This is a genomic window from Neobacillus sp. WH10 (assembly GCF_030123405.1).
GTDB lineage: Bacteria > Bacillota > Bacilli > Bacillales > Cytobacillaceae > Neobacillus.
Window position 1 is genome coordinate 4,589,057 of record NZ_CP126110.1, and the last position, 21,722, is coordinate 4,610,778.

The following is a 21,722-nucleotide window of genomic DNA, read 5'->3' on the forward strand; positions in this document are numbered from 1 at the left end:
CCCTTAAATATCTTCATGTTCCCCATCTTCAATCACATCAGAAAGACGCTCTGTAAATTGCTGTGCCGCATTCACGCCCATACGCTTTAACCGGAAATTCATCGCTGCTACTTCGATGATGACAGCAAGGTTCCGTCCAGGGCGAACGGGAACGGTCAGTTTCGTGACCTCCGTGTCAATAATCTTCATTTTCTCCTCATCTAAACCAAGGCGGTCATATTGCTTTTTAGAATCCCAGATTTCTAAATCCATGATCAGCGTGATCCGCTTATTGCTGCGGACCGCACCAGCACCAAACAATGTCATCACGTTGATAATCCCCAGGCCGCGAATTTCTAATAAATGTTCAATTAAATCCGGTGAAGTACCAACTAACGTATCCTGGTCTTCCTGACGGATTTCTACGCAATCATCGGCAACAAGACGATGGCCGCGTTTGACGAGCTCCAGCGCCGTTTCACTTTTACCGACACCGCTTTTTCCGGTAATTAACACACCGATTCCATATACGTCCACCAATACGCCGTGGACTGCCGTTGTCGGTGCCAGCTTACTCTCTAAATAATTGGTTAGACGGCTTGAAAAACGGGTGGTCTTCATGCTTGTCCGAAGAACAGGCACTGATTCACGTTCCGATGCTTCTATTAGTTCAATTGGAACTTCAATATCCCTTGTGACAATGATTGCCGGGGTGATGTCGGTACATAACCGTTCCATTCGAGAAGCGCGTTCCCCTTCAGGCAGTTCCTCAAAAAAGGACAGTTCAGTTTTTCCTAATAGTTGAATTCGTTCCGCAGGATAAAATTCAAAATAACCAGCCATTTCAATTCCCGGCCGGGATATATCACTTGTGGTGATGGGGCGGTTAATTCCTTCTTCACCGCTGACCAATTCAAGCTTAAATTTCTCCAATATATCTTTGGTACGTACTTTTGGCAAGAATCTTCCTCCTAACGGATTTTTTATAATCTGAAAAATTCATTTCCTCTTATTTTAGCATTTTTTGAAAAAGAACCAAATGAAAGTTGTTCAATAAATTGAAAAGGTGCAGACCACTTGTAAATGGTGTGCACCCGTTTCAATTAATTTTTCGCTTTTCTTGATGGCTCCAGAATTGTTTTTTGAATAATTAAGTTTACAAGCGACATCAGCACCGCAATAAAAAGCGCCATACCAAAGCTGGAGATTTCAAAGGCATCGCCCATTATATAATCGGTCAGTTCAAGTGTAATCGCGTTGATGACGAAAAGAAAAAGCCCCATCGTTAAAACCGTCACTGGTAAGGTAAAAAAAATGAGGAGCGGACGCACCAGTACATTTAAGATGGATAATAAAATGCTCGCCTGAAGTGCGGCCCAAAATCCTGTAAGTTGAAAGCCTTCGTGAAAATAGCCAGCAAGTGCTATAAATAAAACCGCATTAATCAAACATCCAATCAGCCATCTCATCTCTAACGTCCCCTACTTATTCTTCTTGTGATTTGTGAATCGTAATCGAGCCTGATTTCGTATCAGCATAGATTCTCATCATTTTATCAGAATGATTGACCGATTGGAAGCGAAGCGATTTTTGTATCATTTCGCTTTTCTCTTCAATCACCTGAATGCCGGTAAGATTCACATTAAAACCGCCAAGATTTGTCTTAATCTCGCCATTAACAGGCATTCCCTCGGAAACAAATAAATCAATACCGCCCGTGGTCGCTTTTGCTTGAATCAATTCAGAACGATTCCCACGCAAGTTTACGCTGATATTTCCGTTAAACGATTGCGACTCAACCTTTCTAAAATCACCATCAAGTTGAATGGCACCGTTTATTGTCTCTGTTTCCACCTCATCGAACTGGCTGCCAATAAGATTGATTTTCCCGTTTGCTGTTTCCACTTCGGCCTTTTTTCCATTTACACGATTGAGGTCTATTTTTCCATTAGCGGTTTTTACACGAAGGTCACTTGCATTCATTTCTTCACCAGTAACTCCGCCATTAAACAATCTAATGCGCACGCGCTCATATTGCGCTTTTGGCACATGAATGACCGCTTCAACCTTCATCCATTTTTGCTGCGTGCTAAAACGCAATTTTTGGTGTTCAACGGTAAAAAGGACATCACGTAAAAAGTTTTGCCGTGCCTGATCCTGATTGTCCACACGGTACACCTTTGCCTGGCACTCAATCCTAACATCCGGCTGCTCCCAAGCGGCAAGCTTAACGGACCCGTTGGCCACATCGATGTCTATATCTTTTAAATCAACATCACCTTGATGAAAAATATGAGAGATATCGATCGATTGGCCAAAGTTTAAATCAAAATCAAGATCTTTAATTTTTTTCAAAGCTGTATCAACAAATTCAAAAATCTTATCTTTTGTTGATTGGTATTTCGCTTGGAATGGGTCTTCCTTTTTTGCTTCTTCAAACTGAACAGCACTTGAAAGCTCGTTCACTATTTGTTCCTGCTTCTGCTCCATCGTTTGCTGCGCTTTTTCCAGTTCTTCGAGAAGCATTAACGCTTCATCTACCTTCAGCTTTCCTTCTTCAACCATTTGTAGTATCCGTATTCTTTCCTCTTTCATCTTCTTCACCTCAGATTAAAATTATTTTCTCCTATAAAACTTATTCAGCTAAGAGAACCTTTACGCCTTTGACAATGTTCCAAATCACCACAACGCCCCAAATGATGACAAGCACAATGATGCTAATTATGGTAAAAGCAGGAATCGTATCTTGAATTTTTGTAAAATCATAAAACACAGCAATAATAATGATCGGTGTCGTAATAAGCGGAATTAAATGCGATAATAATGATTTCTTGGCGTGCCGCTTTGTCTCTTCATCTCCAGTAGCAAAATAGACAGCAAGTGGAAAAATAAACCCTGCGAAAAAAATACTGAAATAGCACAAACTAGAAAGTACTTTTTTTGTATCCATTTCGTTTATCACCTCTATCCTTTATGTACGCTCCAGAATGAAAAAAGTTTCTATAAATCGGTTCGAAAGGTTCGGTATTTTTTTTCAAAAAACTTTTGCAGGCCATCGGCAAACATATTAAATGTGTAAATAGTCATGGCGATCGCCCCGATAACGGAAAACGGGATCCACTCATAAGAAAAAATATCTGCCGTTATGGTGCGAAACATCGTCGGCCAAGCTAAGGAGGTATTGACCACTTCATAAGCACCACTCTCCTCCGACACAAATTTATGCGTGACATAGATATGAACGATGCCTAGCTGTGCAAGTAAGAAAAGCACCCTTCCCATATCATTGATAATCAGAATAATAATATGCGGCAGGACGACGGGCAAATAATATTTTTTAAACATTCCTAAAGGCGAACCGCCTGCAACAATCCCTGCTTCAATATAGGGACGCTTTTGTGTTTCCTTCATGTGCTGGTGAATGATCTCCGCCACCCTGCCCGTTTCGAGAACAGCCAGCACAAGAATAATTAACATTGCCCTGTCTGGCGAAAAGAAGATAAGCGGCAATGTCACGAAAAAGGAAACAAAAAAGATCGGCGGCATAAAGGAAAACACCTGCTGCCAGGCCTGCAAAAATACCTCTAGTAATCTCGAATAAAACCCGCCAATTGCTAATGGAATGGCAATTAGATAACGGACAAAGACGACAAGAACGACAATGGTTAACGTTTCTTTTGCCCCCATAATGATTTGACTGAGTACATCAACACCATAGTGGTCGCTTCCCAGTGGAAAACCGTCTCGAGGTGGAATCGGCGGGAGAATAAACGCCCCTTCTTTCGTTTTCACCAAACCTGTTTGTTTTAATTCTTGATCGACAAAAGGCAGATGAGGCCCGGCGAACACAAAAAACAATAAAACTAATAAAAAAATCGAACTGATCCAAAGCTTCCAATCCTTCAACTCTATTCCCTCCTTTCGATAGGAGATACTAGTCCTTTGGCGATTTGACTGAGAGCTTTTGAAATAAAAATTACGGCCGTAAAGAGGATAATATATCCTGCTGCAGGATATAAACTGATTTCAAACTGCTGCCCGGTAAGAAACATAGCAGGAGATGCAAGAGTTTCATAGAAGAAATATGCCGCTCCGCGGTAATTCGTCAGGTACTCGACAATAAACAGGTTTGATAGAGTATATAGGGTAATTGTATTTGTATGGCTCAAAATCTTAACATAACAATTTTTTAATACATGGCGGTACAACACCTTAAAGGAGGAAGTCCCTTTTGAAAGCGCCGTGCGTATGTAGTCCATTCCTTGCTCGTCACGGATGCTGAAATAAGTAATATTTGCTATGTAGAATAACGGATATATTGTGAGAAAAATGATGTCTAATAGAATGACACTTGACTCTTCACTGCCGTAAACCTTTATATGAGGAAGGATCCCTGCTTCATAGCCCTCCATTATTAGGAGCTGCAGAGAAATAATCAGAAATAAATCTGGTATCGATAAGAAAAATCGTGTTGAGCTGATCCCGAACAGTTTTCCCCGTCGGCTTCGAATCCGAAAGTCAAAAACACCTTTAGCAATGCCGAGAAAGAATCCAAGCATTAATGCCGGAATCGTAATCAACATGCTTTTTTTAAACGTACGCAAAATATTTTCGTTGAGAGAATGACCATTATAGACAGTGCCAAGGCCCTTATTTTCCTTCACATACACGAAAAAATCTTTAAACTGCTGTATATGTACCTTGGCGGAATAGTCATATTTTGCACTAATGAACATTCCGCCGGGGCCTGCTGTGTAATCAGCTGTACGAGGCAAAAATAACAGAGCTAAAAAAATGGTGGTCGCAATACACCACAATAGCATTTGATAGAGTACCGAACGCAAAATCATATTTTCATCTCCTTTATGTTATATTTTACTAATATTTCAAAAATGTTTCAATTTTCGGATTAGTTAATAAGGGAGGGTAGGTGAAAAAATAACGAAAGGTAACATTTTTTTGTCGGAGAATGGTGGCTGCTTGGATTCTACTAATTTTTGGAGGATTCCGGGGTTTTGGGTATTCCGCGAAACACATCATTTCGAAGGGACTTGTTGATTGTGAGGTGCGATTCCGCCAATTTGGAGTGGAATTCCGCCAAAAGATCCATTTATTCCGCCAAACTTCGAAGGAATTTGAAGCCAAACCTTCTATTTATTCCGCTAAATTTCAAAGGAATTCCGCCAAACTCATTATTTCGAGGGGGACCGCTGGATTGTGGGGGGCGATTCCGTAAATTCAGCGCGAAAATCCAAATATTCCCCCATTTATGTCACAAATAAAATAATGATAAGAGTACTAACTTAGAAATGTCCAAAAAAAAGACTAGCATTTAGCAACTAATCTCCACTCTTACCAATTAAAATTCTACTAATTTAACACTTTCCACTTCATACCAACAGTAACTATTTTTTATTGTAGATCCGGAACATATTCCATTGGAAATCCTCCAATTACAAGGCGTCGAATTTGAAAAATATACAAAAAAAGAGCCGGAATGAACTATTCCGACTCTTCTTCTTAAGTTATGCATTTACGGTACTTTTGTCATCAATTTGCTGTTTCATTCTTAAACGATCCCGCTCAAGGATCGGCTTTAAGTATTTTCCGGTATAAGACTCAGGAGTCTCTGCAACCTTTTCCGGTGTTCCCGTTGCGATAATGGTTCCGCCCTTGTCGCCGCCTTCAGGACCAAGATCAATAAGGTAATCGGCGGCTTTGATGACATCAAGGTTGTGTTCGATGACCAAAACCGTATCACCGTTTTCTACCAAGCGCTGCAATACAACCAGCAAACGGGAAATATCATCAACATGAAGACCGGTCGTTGGCTCATCCAAAATATAGAAAGACTTGCCTGTTGAACGGCGGTGCAGCTCTGAAGCAAGCTTTACACGCTGGGCTTCTCCTCCGGATAATGTTGTCGCCGGCTGGCCGAGTGTAATATAGCCAAGGCCGACATCCAAAATCGTTTGCAGCTTTCGGCTGATTTTTGGAATGTTTTCGAAAAACTCAACGGCGGCTTCAACGGTCATATCGAGAATATCAGATATGTTTTTCCCTTTATACTTCACTTCCAATGTTTCACGGTTATAACGTTTACCATGGCACACTTCACAAGGAACATATACATCAGGTAAAAAGTGCATTTCAATTTTGATGATCCCATCGCCGCGGCAGGCTTCACAACGGCCGCCCTTCACATTAAAGCTAAAGCGCCCTTTTTTGTAGCCACGGACCTTTGCCTCATTCGTAGCCGAAAACACATCGCGGATATCATCGAACACACCGGTATAGGTTGCCGGATTAGAGCGCGGCGTCCGGCCGATTGGTGACTGATCGATATCAATTACTTTTTCTAAATAATCGATTCCTTTCATACTTTTGTGTTCCCCTGGCTTTGTTTTCGCTTTATGAAGCTTTTGCGCCAGCGATTTATGAAGGATCTCGTTAATGAGTGTACTTTTTCCGGAACCAGACACACCGGTTACCGCGATGAACATGCCAAGCGGAAACTTTACATTGACATTTTTTAAATTATTTTCCGATGCTCCCTTGATTTCAATAAAGCGGCCATCTGGCTTGCGGCGTTCCAATGGTAATGGGATAAACTTCTTCCCTGATAAATATTGACCAGTTAGTGAGTTCGGGTCTGCCATGACTTCAGCAGGTGTTCCAGCGGAGACCACTTCACCACCATGGACGCCGGCACCTGGGCCAATATCAATCAAATAATCGGCAGCAAGCATCGTATCTTCGTCGTGTTCTACGACAATCAAGGTGTTGCCGATATCGCGCATGCTTTGGAGTGTTCCGATTAAACGGTCATTATCACGCTGATGAAGACCAATGGACGGCTCATCCAAAATGTACAACACCCCGGTTAAGCGCGAACCGATTTGCGTGGCCAAGCGAATCCGTTGGGCCTCACCGCCTGACAGTGTTCCAGCCGTGCGGCTTAGGGTTAAATAATCAAGGCCGACATTAATTAAAAAGCCAAGACGTTCGCTGATTTCGCGAAAAATCAGCTTTGCGATTTGCATTTCTTTTTCAGAAAGCTTTAATTCAGCAAAAAATTGGTGTGCTTCTTCAATCGAAAGGTCTGTCACTTGGGCAATATGGCGACCGTTAATCAAAACTGCTAATGTTTCCTTTTTCAAACGGAAGCCTTTACAGGTTGGGCATGGCTGCTGTGCCATGTATTTTTCCATCTGCTCACGAATATAGTCCGAGCTTGTCTCCTTATAGCGGCGCTCGACATTACGGATGACACCCTCAAATTCGACATGTCCTTCACGGATTTGACCAAAATCATTCTCATAGCGAAAATAAATTTTTTCGTGACCGGAACCATAGAGCACTTTTTCCAAAAGGTGTTCCGGAATATCCTTAACGGGAATATTCATATCTACCCCGAAATGATTACAAACAGCCTCTAAGAGCTGTGGATAATACTGTGAACTTGTCGGCTCCCAAGGGGCAATCGCATGCTGCTTTAACGTTAAGTCCTTATTTGGAATGACAAGATCAACATCGACTTCGAGCTTAGAGCCAAGTCCATCACACTCTGGGCAGGCGCCGAATGGACTATTAAAAGAAAACATCCGCGGCTCAAGTTCACCGATGGAAAAACCACAGTGCGGGCAGGCATGATTTTCACTGAACAAGAGTTCTTCCTCACCGATGACATCGACGATGACTTTTCCTTCGCCAAGTTTCAAAGCCGTTTCAAGCGAGTCAGCGACCCTGGCAGCGATTCCTTCCTTGACGACAATCCGGTCAACGACGACTTCGATCGAGTGCTTTTTATTCTTTTCAAGTTCAATCTCATCACCGAGATCCATCATTTCACCGTCAACACGTACCCGGACAAAGCCTTGTTTTTTCACATCTTCGAAGACCTTAACATGCGTTCCTTTTCTTCCGGAAATAACCGGGGCGAGGATTTGCATTTTCGTTCTCTCCGGATATTCAAGAATCCGGTCGACCATTTGCTCAATCGTTTGTGAGGAAATTTCAATATTGTGAATCGGGCAAGTTGGATGTCCGACTCTTGCGTATAATAATCGTAAATAATCATAGATTTCTGTCACCGTTCCGACCGTCGAGCGCGGGTTGCGGCTTGTTGTTTTTTGATCAATCGATATCGCTGGGGATAGGCCCTCAATCGCATCGACATCAGGTTTATCCATTTGACCGAGGAATTGTCTTGCATAGGCCGAAAGTGATTCTACATAACGGCGCTGTCCTTCTGCATAAATCGTATCAAACGCTAGTGAGGACTTCCCTGACCCGGAAAGTCCTGTCAAGACAACAAGCTTATCTCGCGGAATCGTGACATCGATATTTTTCAAATTGTGGGCTCTGGCGCCTTTCACGATCAGTTTTTCCATTGCCATGTGTATACGTCATCCTTCCGCTTTCAACTCTAATAGTAAATCTCGAAGCTCTGCCGCTCGTTCAAAATTAAGCGCTTTGGCTTCGGCCTTCATTTCTTTTTCCATTGTGGCAATCAATTTATCTTTTTCCTTTTTGCTCATCTTGCTAAACGATGCCGCTGGTGTGTACTCTTCCTGTTCCTCAGCTGCATGGGTGGCGCGAATGACATCACGGATTTCTTTTTGAATCGTCTGAGGAGTGACGCCGTGTTTCTTATTATATTCCTCTTGGATCTCACGGCGGCGCTTCGTCTCACTGATCGCCTTCTCCATTGAATCAGTTATTCGGTCGGCATACATGATCACGTGGCCGTTGGCATTCCGGGCGGCACGGCCGATGGTTTGGATTAACGAGCGTTCCGAACGAAGGAAGCCTTCTTTGTCCGCATCGAGAATCGTAATGAGGGAAACCTCAGGTATATCAAGACCTTCACGGAGCAGGTTAATGCCGACAAGAACATCATATTTGCCAAGGCGGAGCTCACGGATAATTTCTATCCGTTCGAGTGTTTTAACCTCCGAATGCAAATATTGCACCTTGATGCCAATTTCTTTCAAGTAATCTGTTAGGTCCTCCGACATTTTTTTCGTTAATGTAGTGACAAGGACACGTTCATTTTTCTTAATCCGCTCCTGAATTTCACCAATCAAGTCATCAATTTGTCCTTCGATTGGACGAACTTCGATTGTAGGATCGAGAAGCCCCGTCGGCCGGATGATTTGCTGAATCATTTCTGGTGTGTGCTCCATTTCATACGGACCAGGTGTGGCTGATACAAAAATAGCATTGTGTACATGCTTTTCAAATTCATCAAAGGTGAGCGGTCTGTTATCAAGTGCTGACGGCAGACGGAAACCGTGGTCCACAAGAACCTGTTTCCTAGCTTTATCCCCATTGAACATCCCTCTTACTTGAGGGAGGGTAACATGTGACTCGTCAATTATCATCAGGAAGTCTTCCGGAAAATAATCAAGCAAGGTATACGGAGTAGAACCGGCAGGCCTTAGTGTCAGATGACGTGAGTAATTCTCAATCCCTGAACAAAAGCCCATTTCTCGCATCATTTCCAGGTCGTAGCGTGTCCTCTGTTCAATCCGCTGTGCTTCGAGTAATTTATTGTCAGCCCGGAGGACGGCAAGCCGTTCCTCCAGTTCCTTTTCAATATTCTCGATCGCGACACGCATTTTCTCTTCTCGTGTTACGAAGTGGGATGCCGGGAAAATGGCCACGTGCTCGCGTTCGCCAATTATTTCTCCTGTAAGAGCATCAACTTCGCGAATACGATCAATTTCATCACCGAAAAATTCGACTCTCATACAATGCTCATCACGTGAAACCGGGAAAATCTCCACAACATCCCCGCGAACACGGAATGTCCCCCGCTTGAAATCAATATCATTTCGTTCATATTGAATATCGACGAGGCGGTGGAGCAGCTGATTGCGCTCGATTTCCATCCCTGTTCTTAATGAAAGGACCATCTCGCGGTATTCTTCAGGCGAACCGAGACCGTAAATGCAGGAGACACTGGCGATGATAATGACATCCTTCCTCTCAAATAAAGAGGACGTTGCCGAGTGACGCAGTTTATCAATCTCATCGTTGATGCTGGCATCTTTTTCAATGAATGTATCTGTCTGGGGAACGTAGGCTTCTGGCTGATAGTAATCATAATAACTGACAAAATACTCCACTGCATTGTTCGGAAAAAACTCCTTGAACTCACTGTAGAGCTGGCCGGCAAGTGTTTTGTTGTGGGCAATGACAAGGGTTGGTTTGTTTACCTCTTTAATGACGTTTGAAACAGTAAATGTCTTACCCGTACCAGTGGCGCCAAGGAGCGTTTGATGGCGTTTATTTTGCTTAATGCCTTCAACTAATTGGCGAATGGCCTCTGGTTGATCTCCTTGTGGCGAGTACTTTGAAACTAAATCAAATTGATCCTTCACAAAGGTTTCCTCCCGTTAAAAAAATCACTTTACAGCTTGAAAAATTTGTTTATAGACGGGATTAGGCTGAAAAGTGTAGTCTCTAAAAATTCATATTAACATTCTACCACATTCCCCCAAAAACAAACCAATAATATGCGAACTAGTATTCGATTTTTTTATTAATGGAGTTCATAAGAGTATTTTAGTATTTAAAAAAAAAATTAATTCTCAGAATTTTGGTTTCTAACGATGGCAGGACATTTTGTTTTGGGTCATTTTTTTGAACGATTGGTTCACTTTTATCATGTATTGGCTCATTTTTCATGTGTTATGATTTTTTAACATTTTACACCAATTCCACAAAGACGATTTGTATCTTCAGCAAAAAAAAAGCCCGCCATAAACTGGCAGACTTACGATTATTAACTTTTTTTCACTGCTCGCGATTTCATTTTTGCCGCCAGCCAGAAGCCTGCGGTTAATGAAAAAGCATCAATTACAATGAGAAAGAAGTCGTGAGTATAACCTTTATAGGCAGATGCAGCGATAAGTGCAATTGTTAAGACAAGACCGATAAGACGATTGTACGTGACACGTGTAAAAAGTAAGACTAGTAACCCTGGCAAAATAAACGCCGATAAAAATTTTATAACCCCTATCAATGGGCTCCCACCTTATTTAAAGATTTCTGTTAATTCATTCTAGAAATTTATCCATAAAATTGCAACAAAAATATGACAAGTGCTTGTCTACTTTTCAATTTTTAGATAACCAGCCTCGCCTTTTTGATGATAAAATAAGCTGACCACTACAAATCCAATGAATGAAAGCACAATCGGCAGGACAACCGTATGAAGCCCAAATGCATTTGGATAAAAACGGTCTAATAGAATATAAGACCCCATTCCTAAAATCATAGATGTGATGGCTCCGTATTTATTTCCTTTACTCCAGTACAATCCCAATATGACCGGCCAGATAAAGACTGATTCTAGACCACCAAATGAAAATAAATTTAGCCAGACGATTAAATCAGGCGGACTCAAGGCCAGAAGAATCACCAGGATGCCAATAATAGCCGTGACACTAAAGCTGACCTTTTTCACATGGTCATCGCCGGCATTCGGCTTGATGTAATTTAAATACACATCCTTAACCAGTGCGGAACTTACCAAAATCAGCAGAGCATCCACCGTCGACATGATAGCCGCCATTGGGGCAGCAAGGACAATACCGGCAACAAAGGGCGGCAGGACCTTCATAGATAACAAGGGCATGACGGTATCACCGATTTCTACTCCCGGAAGCACTGGTCTTGCGAAAACACCAATAAGATGCATACCAAGCATGATGAATCCGACAACAATCGTTCCGATTATGATGGCGCTGTGCATTGCCTTAGAATTCTTGTAAGACATCGCTCTTACCGTTATTTGCGGCAGCCCAACCACACCTATTCCCACTAAAATCCAAAAGGAAGAAACATAGGCTGGTGTGAGGTTTCCCTCTGCACCAAATGGACTAATCAAGTTCGGATTTTCCGCTGCTAAATCGGAAATGATCTTCGGGATTCCACCGCCTGCTTTAATGGTAGCTATCAGAAGTATCAACGTTCCTACGAACATAACGACGCCCTGAACGGCATCGGTTAGGGCAACGGCCCGGAAGCCGCCGACAATGACAAAGACAAGGACGGAAAAGGCAAAGATTAATAGAGCTGTTGTGTACGGTAAGCCTGTAAGTGATTCAACCAGCCGTGCACCGCCAATCCATTGGGCGGTCATCGATGAAAAAAGAAAGATAATGATGCTTGCCGCTGATACGATTACAACGGTTTTACTTTTATACCGCTCTTTAAGAAAGTCGATAAGGGTAATGGCCTTATATTGACGCGCGACAATCGCAAATTTCTTTCCTAAAACCATTAACGTAAAATAACCGGTTGCGAGCTGGGCCATTGCAAGCAGCACCCATCCTAACCCTTGCGTATAGGCGATACCTGGGCCGCCGATAAAACTGCTTGCACTTCCATACGTTGCCACCATAGTCATCGCCAAGATGAACCCGCCCATTTGCCGCTCACCTAGAAAATATTCCTCGAGGAACGAATTGGATTTGAGGACAAATTTATTTGACCAAAATCCAACAGCAAAAATAATAAGTAAGAAAATGATTAATGGGGTAATAACGGCCCAATTCACTTGATGTTCCCCTCTTCCTCTTCGAAGGGAACATCTTTAAACAAGAATTTCACCGTCAGAATAACAAGAATAACCATGACTACAAATCCTGCGATACAACTGTAAAAGAACCATGCAGGAAAACCAAATATGTATGTATATTTTTCAACTTTATCCGAACCGAGACCATAAGCAAACCCATACCACCAGATAAAATTGATGATAACGAGGACAACTCCTATTAGCGCTTCCCTATGTGCGATTTTAAAACGCTTGTCCAGCGGATGAACTGTGTGTTTCAACAGTATTCCTCCTCAAATTGTGGTTACATTATTTTAAACTAACAATGAACATTTTACCAAACAAACTCGAGAGATAAAGAAAAATGCACAAAAAAAACTTATCAGAATGTGTAAATGATTCAGCACACTTTATCATCCTATGAAAAGATTCCTGCTTCAAGAAATTCAACAGCTTCTATATAGTATATAACCTAATCCATCGTATGTTGAGATAGACCCATTACTCTTAAGAAAAATGTCACTCAAGATCTTCTCTTACATAATACATTCCCATTAAGAATATATATGAACAGGATTATTTATCTATTTTACATTCTTACCTTGGCTAAGATTTTTGAAGATAGCAATTTAGAGTAGGGAGAGAAGGAGATGCTATATACAGACGAATTTATGGAATGTTTACGGATGGAAGGCGATCCGATTCCTGACCAGATCATTGAAGAATTATTTGAGAACAGTCAGGTTGGTACAGTAAACGCTTTGTTACGACAACTAATGAACAACGATCAGTCTTATCCTGAAGAGTTACCCGACAACATTGAATTTTGGCTTAAGGATACAGCCTGTTGTCCAGATGGGGTTGACTGGGCTCGAATGAGAAATGCAGCTGAATTATTTCAAGAACACGGTATTGCCATCACACTACTACTAGCAACAAGCTCGCTTGTGCATTGTTATGCAGCTCGTAAAGGTGTTAAGGTCCTTACGTTTAGTTATCGATTAGGGCAAAATGCTTACCGCAGGATAGCAGAAACTGGACAATTCGTCCTTCAAATCATGTCCCCAGGGGGACTTGAATCAGGAGGTCAAGGAATCAAATCGATTCAAAAAGTCCGTTTAATGCATTCAGCTATCCGGCACTTGATTCAAAAAACAGGCAGATGGGACGAAAAGGAACTCGGTATCCCTATTTGTCAGGAGGATTTACTTGGTACTCTATTAACCTTTTCTAGTGTGATTATTGATGGTCTTCGCCGTTTAGGTATGAAAGTAACAGAAGAACAGGCTGAAGATTATCTATACTTTTGGAAAATTGTCGGGGGCATGATGGGGATTCGCGAGGATATTATTCCACAAACCATGGAACAGTCTGCAATATTAGCAGAAACAATTGGAAGGCGTCACCATGGCCCTTCTCCCGAGGGGGTACAAATGACTCGAGCTCTTCTTGAATTTCATGCCGACCTTATTCCTGGTCAGATGTTTGACAACATTGTCCCTGCTCTGATTAGAGAATTAGTGGGGGACGAAATAGCAGATTGGATGGAAGTTCCCCGCTCTGATTGGCAAAAGTTAATGAAGATCAAAGAACTAATGGGTTTATTTCTAGATTCCGATTATACAGGTGTTTTAGGAAGTATGACGAATCGGCTTGGGCTGGCATTGTTGCAGCGTCAGTCACTTGCTATGACAGATTATGAATATACCCCGTTTCTCATACCAACAGAACTTCGAAAGGTATGGGGAATTTCTGAAAATAAGGATAAAGGTGTGTAAAAAAAGAAAAAAGTTTATGTTCTCATACTTGGCGGAGGATCTTCAGGCTATGAGCAAGGGACATCCGAAATTGGTTGCCACATCTTAAGGAAGTAGCTGTCCACCCCATCAGTTGAAAACAACGTTATCTGTTTTAAATAATTTAGCGACTGAAATAAAAAAGGGGTTACGTTGTTAAAAACGTGTCCCCCTTTTTTAATATTAACTAGTTACACGTCCCGTGCGGGCATGGGCAGCCGTTTGTTTCTTTTTCGACTTGGATGGTACTGTGTTCGATGTGAAATTCATCATGAAGGATCCGCTGCGAATGTAATAGGATATCATCATGAACTCCTTCATCGGAGATGGTAATATGGCAGCTTAAAACAGGATATCCGGAAGTGATCGTCCAGATATGAAGGTCATGGACTTCCTTTACGAGCGAAATCCTGCCAAGTGCGGCTTTCACTTGATTCATATCAATTTGCGTTGGAGCACCCTCCATTAAAATATGAAAAGAATCTTTAGTTACGCGGAATCCGCTGACAAGGATCAAGGCAGCAACAATAACACTGGCAATCGGGTCGGCAATACCCCAGCCGAAAAACATGATCAAGAGTGCCGCAATAATCGCTCCGACCGACCCGAGCATATCACCAATGACATGTAAAAAGGCACTTCTGACATTCAAGTTTTCATCCTTGTCACCTTGCATTAATATCCAAGCAGCAATAATGTTTACTACTAATCCCGTTACCGATATGACCAGCATCCCTGTACTTTGCACTTCCGGGGGAGCGAAAAAGCGCTGGATGGCTTCATAAAAAATAAATATGGAAATGACTATCAGCGTTAATCCGTTCAGTGCTGCTGCAATAATTTCAAATCGTTTATAGCCATAGGTTTTTTCTTGGGAAACCTTCTTCTCACCGAGCTTAATCGCGAAGAAGCTTAACCCAAGTGCTGCGGCGTCACTAAGCATGTGACCGGCGTCAGACAATAGTGCCAAACTGTTTGTCAGTAGTCCTCCGATTACTTCGACAATCATAAATGCGGCAATCAGAATAAAGGAACTCAATAAGGCTTTTTTGTTCCCTGTATGTGAATGACCATGTGAGTGGCCGTGTGAATGACCATGTGAGTGGCCGTGTGAATGGCCATGATGGTGATGATGACCCATGTTTATCCCCCCAAGAGCCCCATGGCTGCGGCTCTTTTATTTTTCTCTTTTCTAAAACGAAATTGTTACGAATAAGGATAGTTTTTTCTAAAGTTTTTGTTTCGATTCATACCGCGGATTTAAACCGCTAATTTCCATTAGGAAAAAAATCAACTTATAAAAGTATGGACTAGCTTCGCAAATAAACGGACTAGTTTCACAAATAAACAAGCGATATTCGCAAATATGATCGTTTTTTAAAACAAACAATGCCTCTGAAATTCATTTTATCAGCGAATTTTTCATTTTATCAGCGAAAATTCATAATTTATCAGCGAATCATGAAAATAACTGCTATTCTTTTACCCGCAACAGTCTTAAGCCGTTAAACGTGACGAGTAATGTTACCCCCATATCCGCAAAAATCGCAATCCACAAGGTCAGCCAGCCGGGAACGACGAGCAGAAGTGCCGCTAGTTTCACAACAAGTGATATTGTGATATTTTGCTTGATGATCCGGAGGGTTTTCCGGCTTAATTTAATCGTAAACGGCAGCTTTTTTAAGTCGTCATTCATTAAAGCAATATCCGCTGTTTCTAAAGCAGTATCCGTTCCAGCCCCGCCCATCGCAATACCGACTGTCGCAGAAGCGAGTGCCGGCGCATCATTAACTCCATCTCCGACCATCCCAACCCTGCCAAATTGAGCTTTTAATTGTTTGATAAAATTCAATTTATCCTCTGGCAGCAGCTCCGCTTCAATTCCAGTCACGCCAACATGACGGCCAATTGCCTCAGCAGTGGCTTGGTTGTCTCCTGTTAGTAAAATGGTGTGTTCAATGCCGAGTTCCTGGAGTCGTTTCATTACATGCCGGCTGCTTTCACGAACTTCATCAGCAACCGCTATTAGACCAAGGATTTCTTTATCCGTTCCGGCAATCATCACGGTTTTGCCCTCATTTTGAAGAACAGATATTTGTTCAATGATTTCTCCTGAGATGTTATTAAACAATTTCTTATTCCCAACTCGGTACTCTATCCCGTTAACCACCCCTTTGATGCCCTTGCCGGTCATCGAGGTAAACTCCGAAACTACCTCATCAAAGGACGGATATGCTGCTTTTTTGATAATGGCACTAGCAAGCGGGTGCTGCGACTTGCTTTCTAATGCGGCAATAATAGTGAGCAGATTCTCATCACCGCTATAGTTGATGAAGTCTGTCACAACCGGCACCCCTTTTGTCAGCGTGCCTGTTTTATCAAAGGCAATTGCTTTCACTGCTCCTAATTCCTCTAAATAATTGCCTCCCTTAATCAGCACACCATTCCGGGCCGCATTTCCAACCGCAGTAACGATAGAAACTGGTGTAGAAATAACAAGTGCACATGGACAGCCGACGACCAAAACGGCAAGACCTTGATAAATCCATTCCTGCCAGTTCCCCGCAAACACGAGCGGCGGAACAAGGGCAACCAACGCCGCAACTGCCATAATCGCTGGAGTGTAGTACTTCGCAAAACGGTCGACAAACTGCTGTGATGGAGCCTTTTCTGCCTGCGCTTCCTCCACTAAATGAATGATTTTCGCAATAGCCGTATCATCTACGAGTCTGCTGACCTTTATTTTTAAAAATCCTTCTTCATTTAACGTGCCTGCAAACACTTCATCGTTGACAGCTTTTTCAACAGGCACAGATTCGCCGGTTATCGCTGCTTGGTTAATAGAGGAATGTCCTTCGACAATAATTCCATCCATTGCAATCATTTGACCTGGTTTAACAATCATTAAATCGCCAACTTCAATATCTTCAGCCTTTAGAAGCAGTTCTTCGCCATTCCTGACAACAAGCGCTTCCGTAGGTGCCATTTCCATCAACGAGCGAATTGATGCCCTTGCCTTATCCATTGAATAGCCTTCAAGAACTTCACTAATAGCGAACAAAATAACAACGACTGCCCCTTCGCTCCACTCGCCAATAATCGCAGCGCCGATAATAGCAATTGTCATTAACGTTTTCATATCAAAATCAAGACGGATTAAATTTTTCAAGCCTGTTTGAAAAAGAGGAAATCCTCCTAGTAAAATTGCTGCTGCAAATAGAATGTTGTTCGAAAATATATATCCGAAAGAGAGAAATAACACTGACAGTCCAAGCAACCAATACCGTTTCCAAAAGGGTTCCTTTGGGATCACAGGCTGCTTTTCTTTTTCCGGAAAAATCGTTAATTTTTCAAAGGCTCCTACTTCATGCAATTCTTCTAAAGTGGCACTACCGTAAACTGTCAGCTTTGAGGCACCAAAGTTTACTTTTGCTTCAACAACACCATCCAGGTGCTGTACGTTCTTTTCGAACTTTGCGGCACAGCTTGCTCAGGAAAAGCCCTGTACACGATAGACTTGTTTTTCAATCGCTTCACTCACGGCTTGCCACCTCCTCCTGATGGGTAACTGCGATATGGATTAATTGTTTTACATGATCGTCATCAAGGGAATAATAAACAAGCTTACCCTCTTTGCGATATTTCGCGAGGCCGAGGCTTTTTAAATGTCTTAGGTGATGGGATGCTGTCGCTGTAGTTGCCCCAACAATATTGGCAACATCACAAACGCATAGCTCCTCTTCAAGCGTCAGCGCATAGGCGATTTTCATGCGAGTTTCATCTGACAAGGCTTTAAAAAGCTTTGTCACTTCAATTATTTTATTATCTTTTTCCAGCTGCTGCTGTACTCGGGTAGTTTTTTCGTTATCCACACAGGTAATCTCACATACATCATGCTCTTTCATATTGGTCACTTCCTTCATTCAAATGTTCGTTTGATTATATAATATTCAAATGAGCATTAGAATGTCAATGTTTTTTGTATAAAAAAAAGGAAACACATTTGGTCTCCTCAATGCTAATTATATTATATTTGCTAACCACTTTTTTGCCTCTTCAACTCGAATCGGCATTTCATCTTTATTCCCTTTCCAAATGGCTGTCATCAATTCAACAATCGGCGGCAGTGTCAAATTTGCCTGTTTCATAATATCATGGCGCCGGAAAAGGGCTCCTGCTTGAAATGTCCCTAAACACTGACCTTGATGGATGACAATCACATCCTCCGCCCACTCTGCAACAAACTGCATATCATGAGTGGTCACGATCACCGTTTTCCCCTGCTCCTGCAACAGCTGCAAAATCGATGCCATCCGTTCTTTACCATAGGGGTCAAGAAATGCCATAGGCTCATCCAAGATAAACACATCTGTCTCCATCGCAAGCACCCCGGCAACTGTGACATGCTTTTTTTGTCCATAGCTTAGCTCGGATGGATTGTCTGTCAGTAAATGCTCAATTCCTAATAGATTGATATATTTTTCTACTCTTGCCTTAACATCTGCAGCGGATAATTCCATTTGAACAGGCCCAAACGCAATATCATCTGATACCGTTAATGAAATGAGCTGGTCGTCAGGGTCTTGAAAGACAATGCCAACATGCTTATATAACTCTTTTCGTAACTTCTTATCAAGCTTCTGATTTCTGAAGAAGATATCCCCTTGCTGCTGGGTATACAACCCATTCAAATGAAACAAAATCGTCGACTTTCCTGCTCCGTTCGCGCCGACAATTGCTGTTTTCCTGCCCTCGCGTATCGAAAAGGAAATGTCGCGCAGTATCGGCTTGTCCTTCGTAAATCCATATGAAACCCCATTAAATCGAAAAATATCCATTATTGCTTTCCTCCTACAAAAAACAAGCAAAGAAGGCATCCGACCCACAAAGCTCCATGCATCCACTCATATGCAGGGACAAATTCTGTTTTCATTGCCTTTCGTTCCCCTTTATAGCCCTTACTTAACATCCCTAAATAAATCCGTTCCGAGCGTTGAAAGGAGCGAAGCAGCAGGCTTCCTAACAGCCCGCCTAATACCCGGTATTTTTTTACTTGAAACCATTTACCTGTATAAAAACCTCTACTTCTCAGACTTAACAGCATTTGCCGCACCTCACCTCGAAATACGTCCATAAATCGCAATGTAAACATGATGAGTTCTATAAAAATCGATGGCAGCCGAAGTTCAGCTAACACTTGTAAAAATGGGATTATACCCATCCGGTAAAACAAAAAGGTGAGCACCTGGGCGACAAACAGCAAACGTCCACTATATTGAAGCGCCTTAATCCAGCCATGTCCCCCTTCATAAAGCGGGAAGAATAGAAACGTAAACAGCATAAAGAAGGCGATGGGCTTTAACTGTTTAACAAACGCACGAAGCGGAATTCGATAAATAAGGAGGAGCAGTGTACCTATGACGAGATTTCCCCCAATCATCACAAGATCCTTCGGTAAAACACCTAGAATGATCATGAAAAGGGACATCACCACTTTTACCCTTGGCTTCGGCTGCGCGATCATCTGCGTTTTCCAACCAATTTTCCTAGCAAGAGAAAGATGACAAACGTTAACGCCACACCAATGATACCAGCAAGACTTGATGACACCCATGAATCCACGCCTGGTATAGCGTAATCAGGAAGTGGGGAATGAAGATACGATGTTGCTCGGTCAATAAATCCCAGCTGTTCGCCTGCCTTTTCGTAGCCATCCGGATGCTCGGAAGCAAGTAAAGATACAGCACCGGCAATAAAGACCGTGACCGCGATCCAAAGAAAAATCCTTTTCTTCATCGTATTCTCTCCTCTCTGCCACCAAGGAAAAATGATGAACGGCGTGCAAACGGAACGACCGCTCCTGTTATTAAACCTTCACCTATACCAATTATCGCATGCCATAGAATAAGTGTTTGTAATGCCAATTGATAGGAAACGACATGTGACGCTCCAAGCTGAAGGGCGGCAAATACTGCAGTGACGACAACTGACACCCAGCCACCGATAAATATCGTTACCGAAACAGGTACCTTACTGTTTCGTAAAAGTCTATAAACAACCGAAGCAGCTAGCGGCGCAATGATAGCCATATTTAGGATATTAACACCTAATACACTGATACCGCCATCCTGGAACACGACTGCTTGAATCGTAACCACGGTTGTCATTATAAGCGTTGTCGGCCAGAAGCCAAACAGATAGGCAGCCAGTGCTCCTCCAATCAAATGGCCGGATGCTGCCGCGCCTAATAGTGGAAAATTCACCATTTGTGCTGCAAAGATAAAGGCCGCCATGACGCCCATAATCGGGACAGCTGTATGTTCAAGGTTCTTTTTTGATTCTTGAACACTCTTGGCAAGGACGACAACTGATACAGCTGCACCAGCTGCTAAAATAGTTGGACTTAATATCCCATCAGGAATGTGCATAACAATTCTCCTTTTCATGATTTTTTCTTTTTAACGAAAAACGTAAATGAGGTTTCATGCCATCATCTACTATGAAAATACAATTAATTCAAAGATCTAACCTAACATAATAAAGGCGGTGTGAGCAGAGCCGTACTTCTCTTCATTCGAGGTGCAAAATGTATTTTTTTCACTGCGAGGAGATATACTGTTACCTTTTTGCGGCGCTCCGCCCCTTTTCCATACAAAATATTTATGATATCTTTACGATATATGGAAGGAGGCAACCTACTTTGACTTCAAAAAACTTAAGTCGGTTTGGCGTATCTATGGAAGAAAGCTTACTCGAAAGCTTCGACCAATTAATTGAAGAGAAAGGGTATAAAACTCGCTCTGAAGCTGTCCGTGATTTAATCCGCGAAAAGCTAGTCAAGAATAAATGGGAACAAGATGATCATGAGGTTGCCGGATGTCTCCTAATCTTTTATGATCATCATCAACGCCATCTTATGGAAGAATTAACAACGATTCAGCACGATTACCATGATGCGATTTTAGCGACGACACATTTTCACCTTGATCATCATAATTGCCTCGAGATGATTGTTGTTCGAGGGAATACCAAAAATATCCGTACTTTACGAGATCAAATACTTAGTTTAAAAGGGGTAAAGTATGGTCAACTGTCCGTTTCCCCTGTAACCGAGCCTTAATCGTGTTACTTTTTAATTAAATCGTAACACTAATAACTGTTAATGAATTATACAATATGTGTCAATTTTTAAAATTATAAAAGGAGAGCCATAAAAAACAGGCTCTCCTTTTTACTGCACTACTTCATTTATTTACGCAGCAATTATTTTATTTTTTCACCGCATCATCTTTTGGTGCAATCCAGAACGCACCTAAGATAGAAGCAATAAGAACAAGAAATGGTGCATAAAACATCAGAAAATTGTCTAACAATTT

The 21,722-nt window shown here is 42.1% G+C and carries 21 protein-coding genes; 2 read left to right on the plus strand and 19 right to left on the minus strand.

Annotation, left to right across the window (positions count from 1 at the left end; all coding sequences use genetic code 11):
• Positions 1-3 precede the first annotated feature (3 nt).
• The 11 genes from hprK to QNH20_RS22590 all read right to left on the minus strand — a co-directional run bounded on the left by hprK (position 4) and on the right by QNH20_RS22590 (position 12,831).
• Entirely contained in the window at positions 4-939 is a 936-nt protein-coding gene (gene hprK / locus QNH20_RS22540) for an HPr(Ser) kinase/phosphatase (protein ID WP_283920170.1), read from the minus strand.
• 143 nt (positions 940-1,082) lie between these two features.
• Entirely contained in the window at positions 1,083-1,448 is a 366-nt protein-coding gene (locus QNH20_RS22545; RefSeq protein WP_283920171.1) for a phage holin family protein, read from the minus strand.
• 16 nt (positions 1,449-1,464) lie between these two features.
• Positions 1,465-2,574: a DUF4097 family beta strand repeat-containing protein gene (locus QNH20_RS22550; protein ID WP_283920172.1), complete on the minus strand. Its 1,110-nt coding sequence runs from the start codon at positions 2,572-2,574 to the stop codon at positions 1,465-1,467.
• A 40-nt stretch (positions 2,575-2,614) separates the two neighbouring features.
• A complete protein-coding gene (locus QNH20_RS22555) occupies positions 2,615-2,929 on the minus strand; it encodes a magnetosome magnetite crystal formation protein family (RefSeq protein WP_283920173.1) in 315 nt (104 codons plus the stop codon).
• A gap of 50 nt (positions 2,930-2,979) precedes the next feature.
• Positions 2,980-3,885 carry an ABC transporter permease subunit gene (locus tag QNH20_RS22560; RefSeq protein WP_283920174.1) on the minus strand — a complete coding sequence of 302 codons (906 nt, stop codon included), beginning with the start codon at positions 3,883-3,885 and terminating at the stop codon, positions 2,980-2,982.
• 2 nt (positions 3,886-3,887) lie between these two features.
• The gene (locus QNH20_RS22565; protein ID WP_283920175.1) at positions 3,888-4,829 is read right to left on the minus strand and encodes an ABC transporter permease subunit; all 942 of its coding nucleotides are present in this window, start codon (positions 4,827-4,829) and stop codon (positions 3,888-3,890) included.
• Positions 4,830-5,504: 675 nt separating this feature from the next.
• The gene (uvrA, locus tag QNH20_RS22570) at positions 5,505-8,378 is read right to left on the minus strand and encodes an excinuclease ABC subunit UvrA (protein WP_283920176.1); all 2,874 of its coding nucleotides are present in this window, start codon (positions 8,376-8,378) and stop codon (positions 5,505-5,507) included.
• Positions 8,379-8,387: 9 nt separating this feature from the next.
• A complete protein-coding gene (gene uvrB, locus QNH20_RS22575) occupies positions 8,388-10,367 on the minus strand; it encodes an excinuclease ABC subunit UvrB (protein WP_283920177.1) in 1,980 nt (659 codons plus the stop codon).
• Positions 10,368-10,771: 404 nt separating this feature from the next.
• The gene (locus QNH20_RS22580) at positions 10,772-11,011 is read right to left on the minus strand and encodes a CsbA family protein (RefSeq protein ID WP_283920178.1); all 240 of its coding nucleotides are present in this window, start codon (positions 11,009-11,011) and stop codon (positions 10,772-10,774) included.
• An 87-nt stretch (positions 11,012-11,098) separates the two neighbouring features.
• Positions 11,099-12,550 (minus strand): sodium/pantothenate symporter, encoded by a 1,452-nt coding sequence (gene panF, locus QNH20_RS22585; RefSeq protein ID WP_283920179.1) that lies wholly within the window; start codon positions 12,548-12,550, stop codon positions 11,099-11,101.
• Positions 12,547-12,831: a YhdT family protein gene (locus QNH20_RS22590; protein WP_283920180.1), complete on the minus strand. Its 285-nt coding sequence runs from the start codon at positions 12,829-12,831 to the stop codon at positions 12,547-12,549. The genes panF and QNH20_RS22590 overlap by 4 nt, the downstream gene beginning before the upstream one ends.
• A 369-nt stretch (positions 12,832-13,200) precedes the next feature.
• Between QNH20_RS22590 and QNH20_RS22595 the strand changes: the two genes are divergently transcribed.
• Complete coding sequence (locus QNH20_RS22595; protein WP_283920181.1) at positions 13,201-14,328, plus strand: oxygenase MpaB family protein; 1,128 nt, start codon at positions 13,201-13,203, stop codon at positions 14,326-14,328.
• A gap of 205 nt (positions 14,329-14,533) precedes the next feature.
• On the opposite strand, the gene QNH20_RS22600 is transcribed toward QNH20_RS22595, so the two are convergent.
• From QNH20_RS22600 to QNH20_RS22630, 7 genes are all read right to left on the minus strand, one after another.
• Positions 14,534-15,487, minus strand: coding sequence for a cation diffusion facilitator family transporter (locus QNH20_RS22600; RefSeq protein ID WP_283920182.1), 954 nt, complete (start codon positions 15,485-15,487; stop codon positions 14,534-14,536).
• 333 nt (positions 15,488-15,820) lie between these two features.
• Positions 15,821-17,887 (minus strand): heavy metal translocating P-type ATPase, encoded by a 2,067-nt coding sequence (locus tag QNH20_RS22605; protein ID WP_283920183.1) that lies wholly within the window; start codon positions 17,885-17,887, stop codon positions 15,821-15,823.
• The gene (locus QNH20_RS22610; protein ID WP_283920184.1) at positions 17,880-18,251 is read right to left on the minus strand and encodes an ArsR/SmtB family transcription factor; all 372 of its coding nucleotides are present in this window, start codon (positions 18,249-18,251) and stop codon (positions 17,880-17,882) included. The genes QNH20_RS22605 and QNH20_RS22610 overlap by 8 nt, the downstream gene beginning before the upstream one ends.
• Positions 18,252-18,368: 117 nt before the next feature.
• Complete coding sequence (locus QNH20_RS22615; protein WP_283920185.1) at positions 18,369-19,184, minus strand: energy-coupling factor ABC transporter ATP-binding protein; 816 nt, start codon at positions 19,182-19,184, stop codon at positions 18,369-18,371.
• Entirely contained in the window at positions 19,184-19,870 is a 687-nt protein-coding gene (locus QNH20_RS22620; protein WP_283920186.1) for an energy-coupling factor transporter transmembrane component T family protein, read from the minus strand. The genes QNH20_RS22615 and QNH20_RS22620 overlap by 1 nt, the downstream gene beginning before the upstream one ends.
• Entirely contained in the window at positions 19,867-20,142 is a 276-nt protein-coding gene (locus QNH20_RS22625) for a PDGLE domain-containing protein (protein ID WP_283920187.1), read from the minus strand. The genes QNH20_RS22620 and QNH20_RS22625 overlap by 4 nt, the downstream gene beginning before the upstream one ends.
• Positions 20,139-20,774, minus strand: a complete 636-nt coding sequence (locus QNH20_RS22630; protein ID WP_283920188.1) for an energy-coupling factor ABC transporter permease — start codon at positions 20,772-20,774, stop codon at positions 20,139-20,141. The genes QNH20_RS22625 and QNH20_RS22630 overlap by 4 nt, the downstream gene beginning before the upstream one ends.
• Positions 20,775-21,046: 272 nt before the next feature.
• Here QNH20_RS22630 and nikR point away from each other — a divergent pair, with 272 nt between their 5' ends.
• Positions 21,047-21,466, plus strand: coding sequence for a nickel-responsive transcriptional regulator NikR (nikR, locus tag QNH20_RS22635; protein WP_283920189.1), 420 nt, complete (start codon positions 21,047-21,049; stop codon positions 21,464-21,466).
• 148 nt (positions 21,467-21,614) lie between these two features.
• Here the strand turns inward: nikR and cydS are convergent, their stop codons facing one another.
• Complete coding sequence (gene cydS / locus QNH20_RS27150; RefSeq protein WP_420490252.1) at positions 21,615-21,719, minus strand: cytochrome bd oxidase small subunit CydS family protein; 105 nt, start codon at positions 21,717-21,719, stop codon at positions 21,615-21,617.
• Positions 21,720-21,722 lie beyond the last annotated feature (3 nt).

Excerpts from the sequence above, each read along its gene's own strand:
- QNH20_RS22545 (WP_283920171.1), bottom strand. The coding sequence starts at position 1,448 with ATGAGATGGCTGATTGGATGTTTGATTAATGCGGTTTTATTTATAGCA.
- QNH20_RS22550 (WP_283920172.1), bottom strand. The coding sequence starts at position 2,574 with ATGAAAGAGGAAAGAATACGGATACTACAAATGGTTGAAGAAGGAAAG.
- QNH20_RS22555 (WP_283920173.1), bottom strand. The coding sequence starts at position 2,929 with ATGGATACAAAAAAAGTACTTTCTAGTTTGTGCTATTTCAGTATTTTT.
- QNH20_RS22565 (WP_283920175.1), bottom strand. The coding sequence starts at position 4,829 with ATGATTTTGCGTTCGGTACTCTATCAAATGCTATTGTGGTGTATTGCG.
- uvrA (WP_283920176.1), bottom strand. The coding sequence starts at position 8,378 with ATGGCAATGGAAAAACTGATCGTGAAAGGCGCCAGAGCCCACAATTTG.
- QNH20_RS22595 (WP_283920181.1), top strand. The coding sequence starts at position 13,201 with ATGCTATATACAGACGAATTTATGGAATGTTTACGGATGGAAGGCGAT.
- QNH20_RS22600 (WP_283920182.1), bottom strand. The coding sequence starts at position 15,487 with ATGGGTCATCATCACCATCATGGCCATTCACACGGCCACTCACATGGT.
- QNH20_RS22610 (WP_283920184.1), bottom strand. The coding sequence starts at position 18,251 with ATGAAAGAGCATGATGTATGTGAGATTACCTGTGTGGATAACGAAAAA.
- QNH20_RS22615 (WP_283920185.1), bottom strand. The coding sequence starts at position 19,184 with ATGGATATTTTTCGATTTAATGGGGTTTCATATGGATTTACGAAGGAC.
- QNH20_RS22620 (WP_283920186.1), bottom strand. The coding sequence starts at position 19,870 with ATGATCGCGCAGCCGAAGCCAAGGGTAAAAGTGGTGATGTCCCTTTTC.
- QNH20_RS22625 (WP_283920187.1), bottom strand. The coding sequence starts at position 20,142 with ATGAAGAAAAGGATTTTTCTTTGGATCGCGGTCACGGTCTTTATTGCC.
- QNH20_RS22630 (WP_283920188.1), bottom strand. The coding sequence starts at position 20,774 with ATGCACATTCCTGATGGGATATTAAGTCCAACTATTTTAGCAGCTGGT.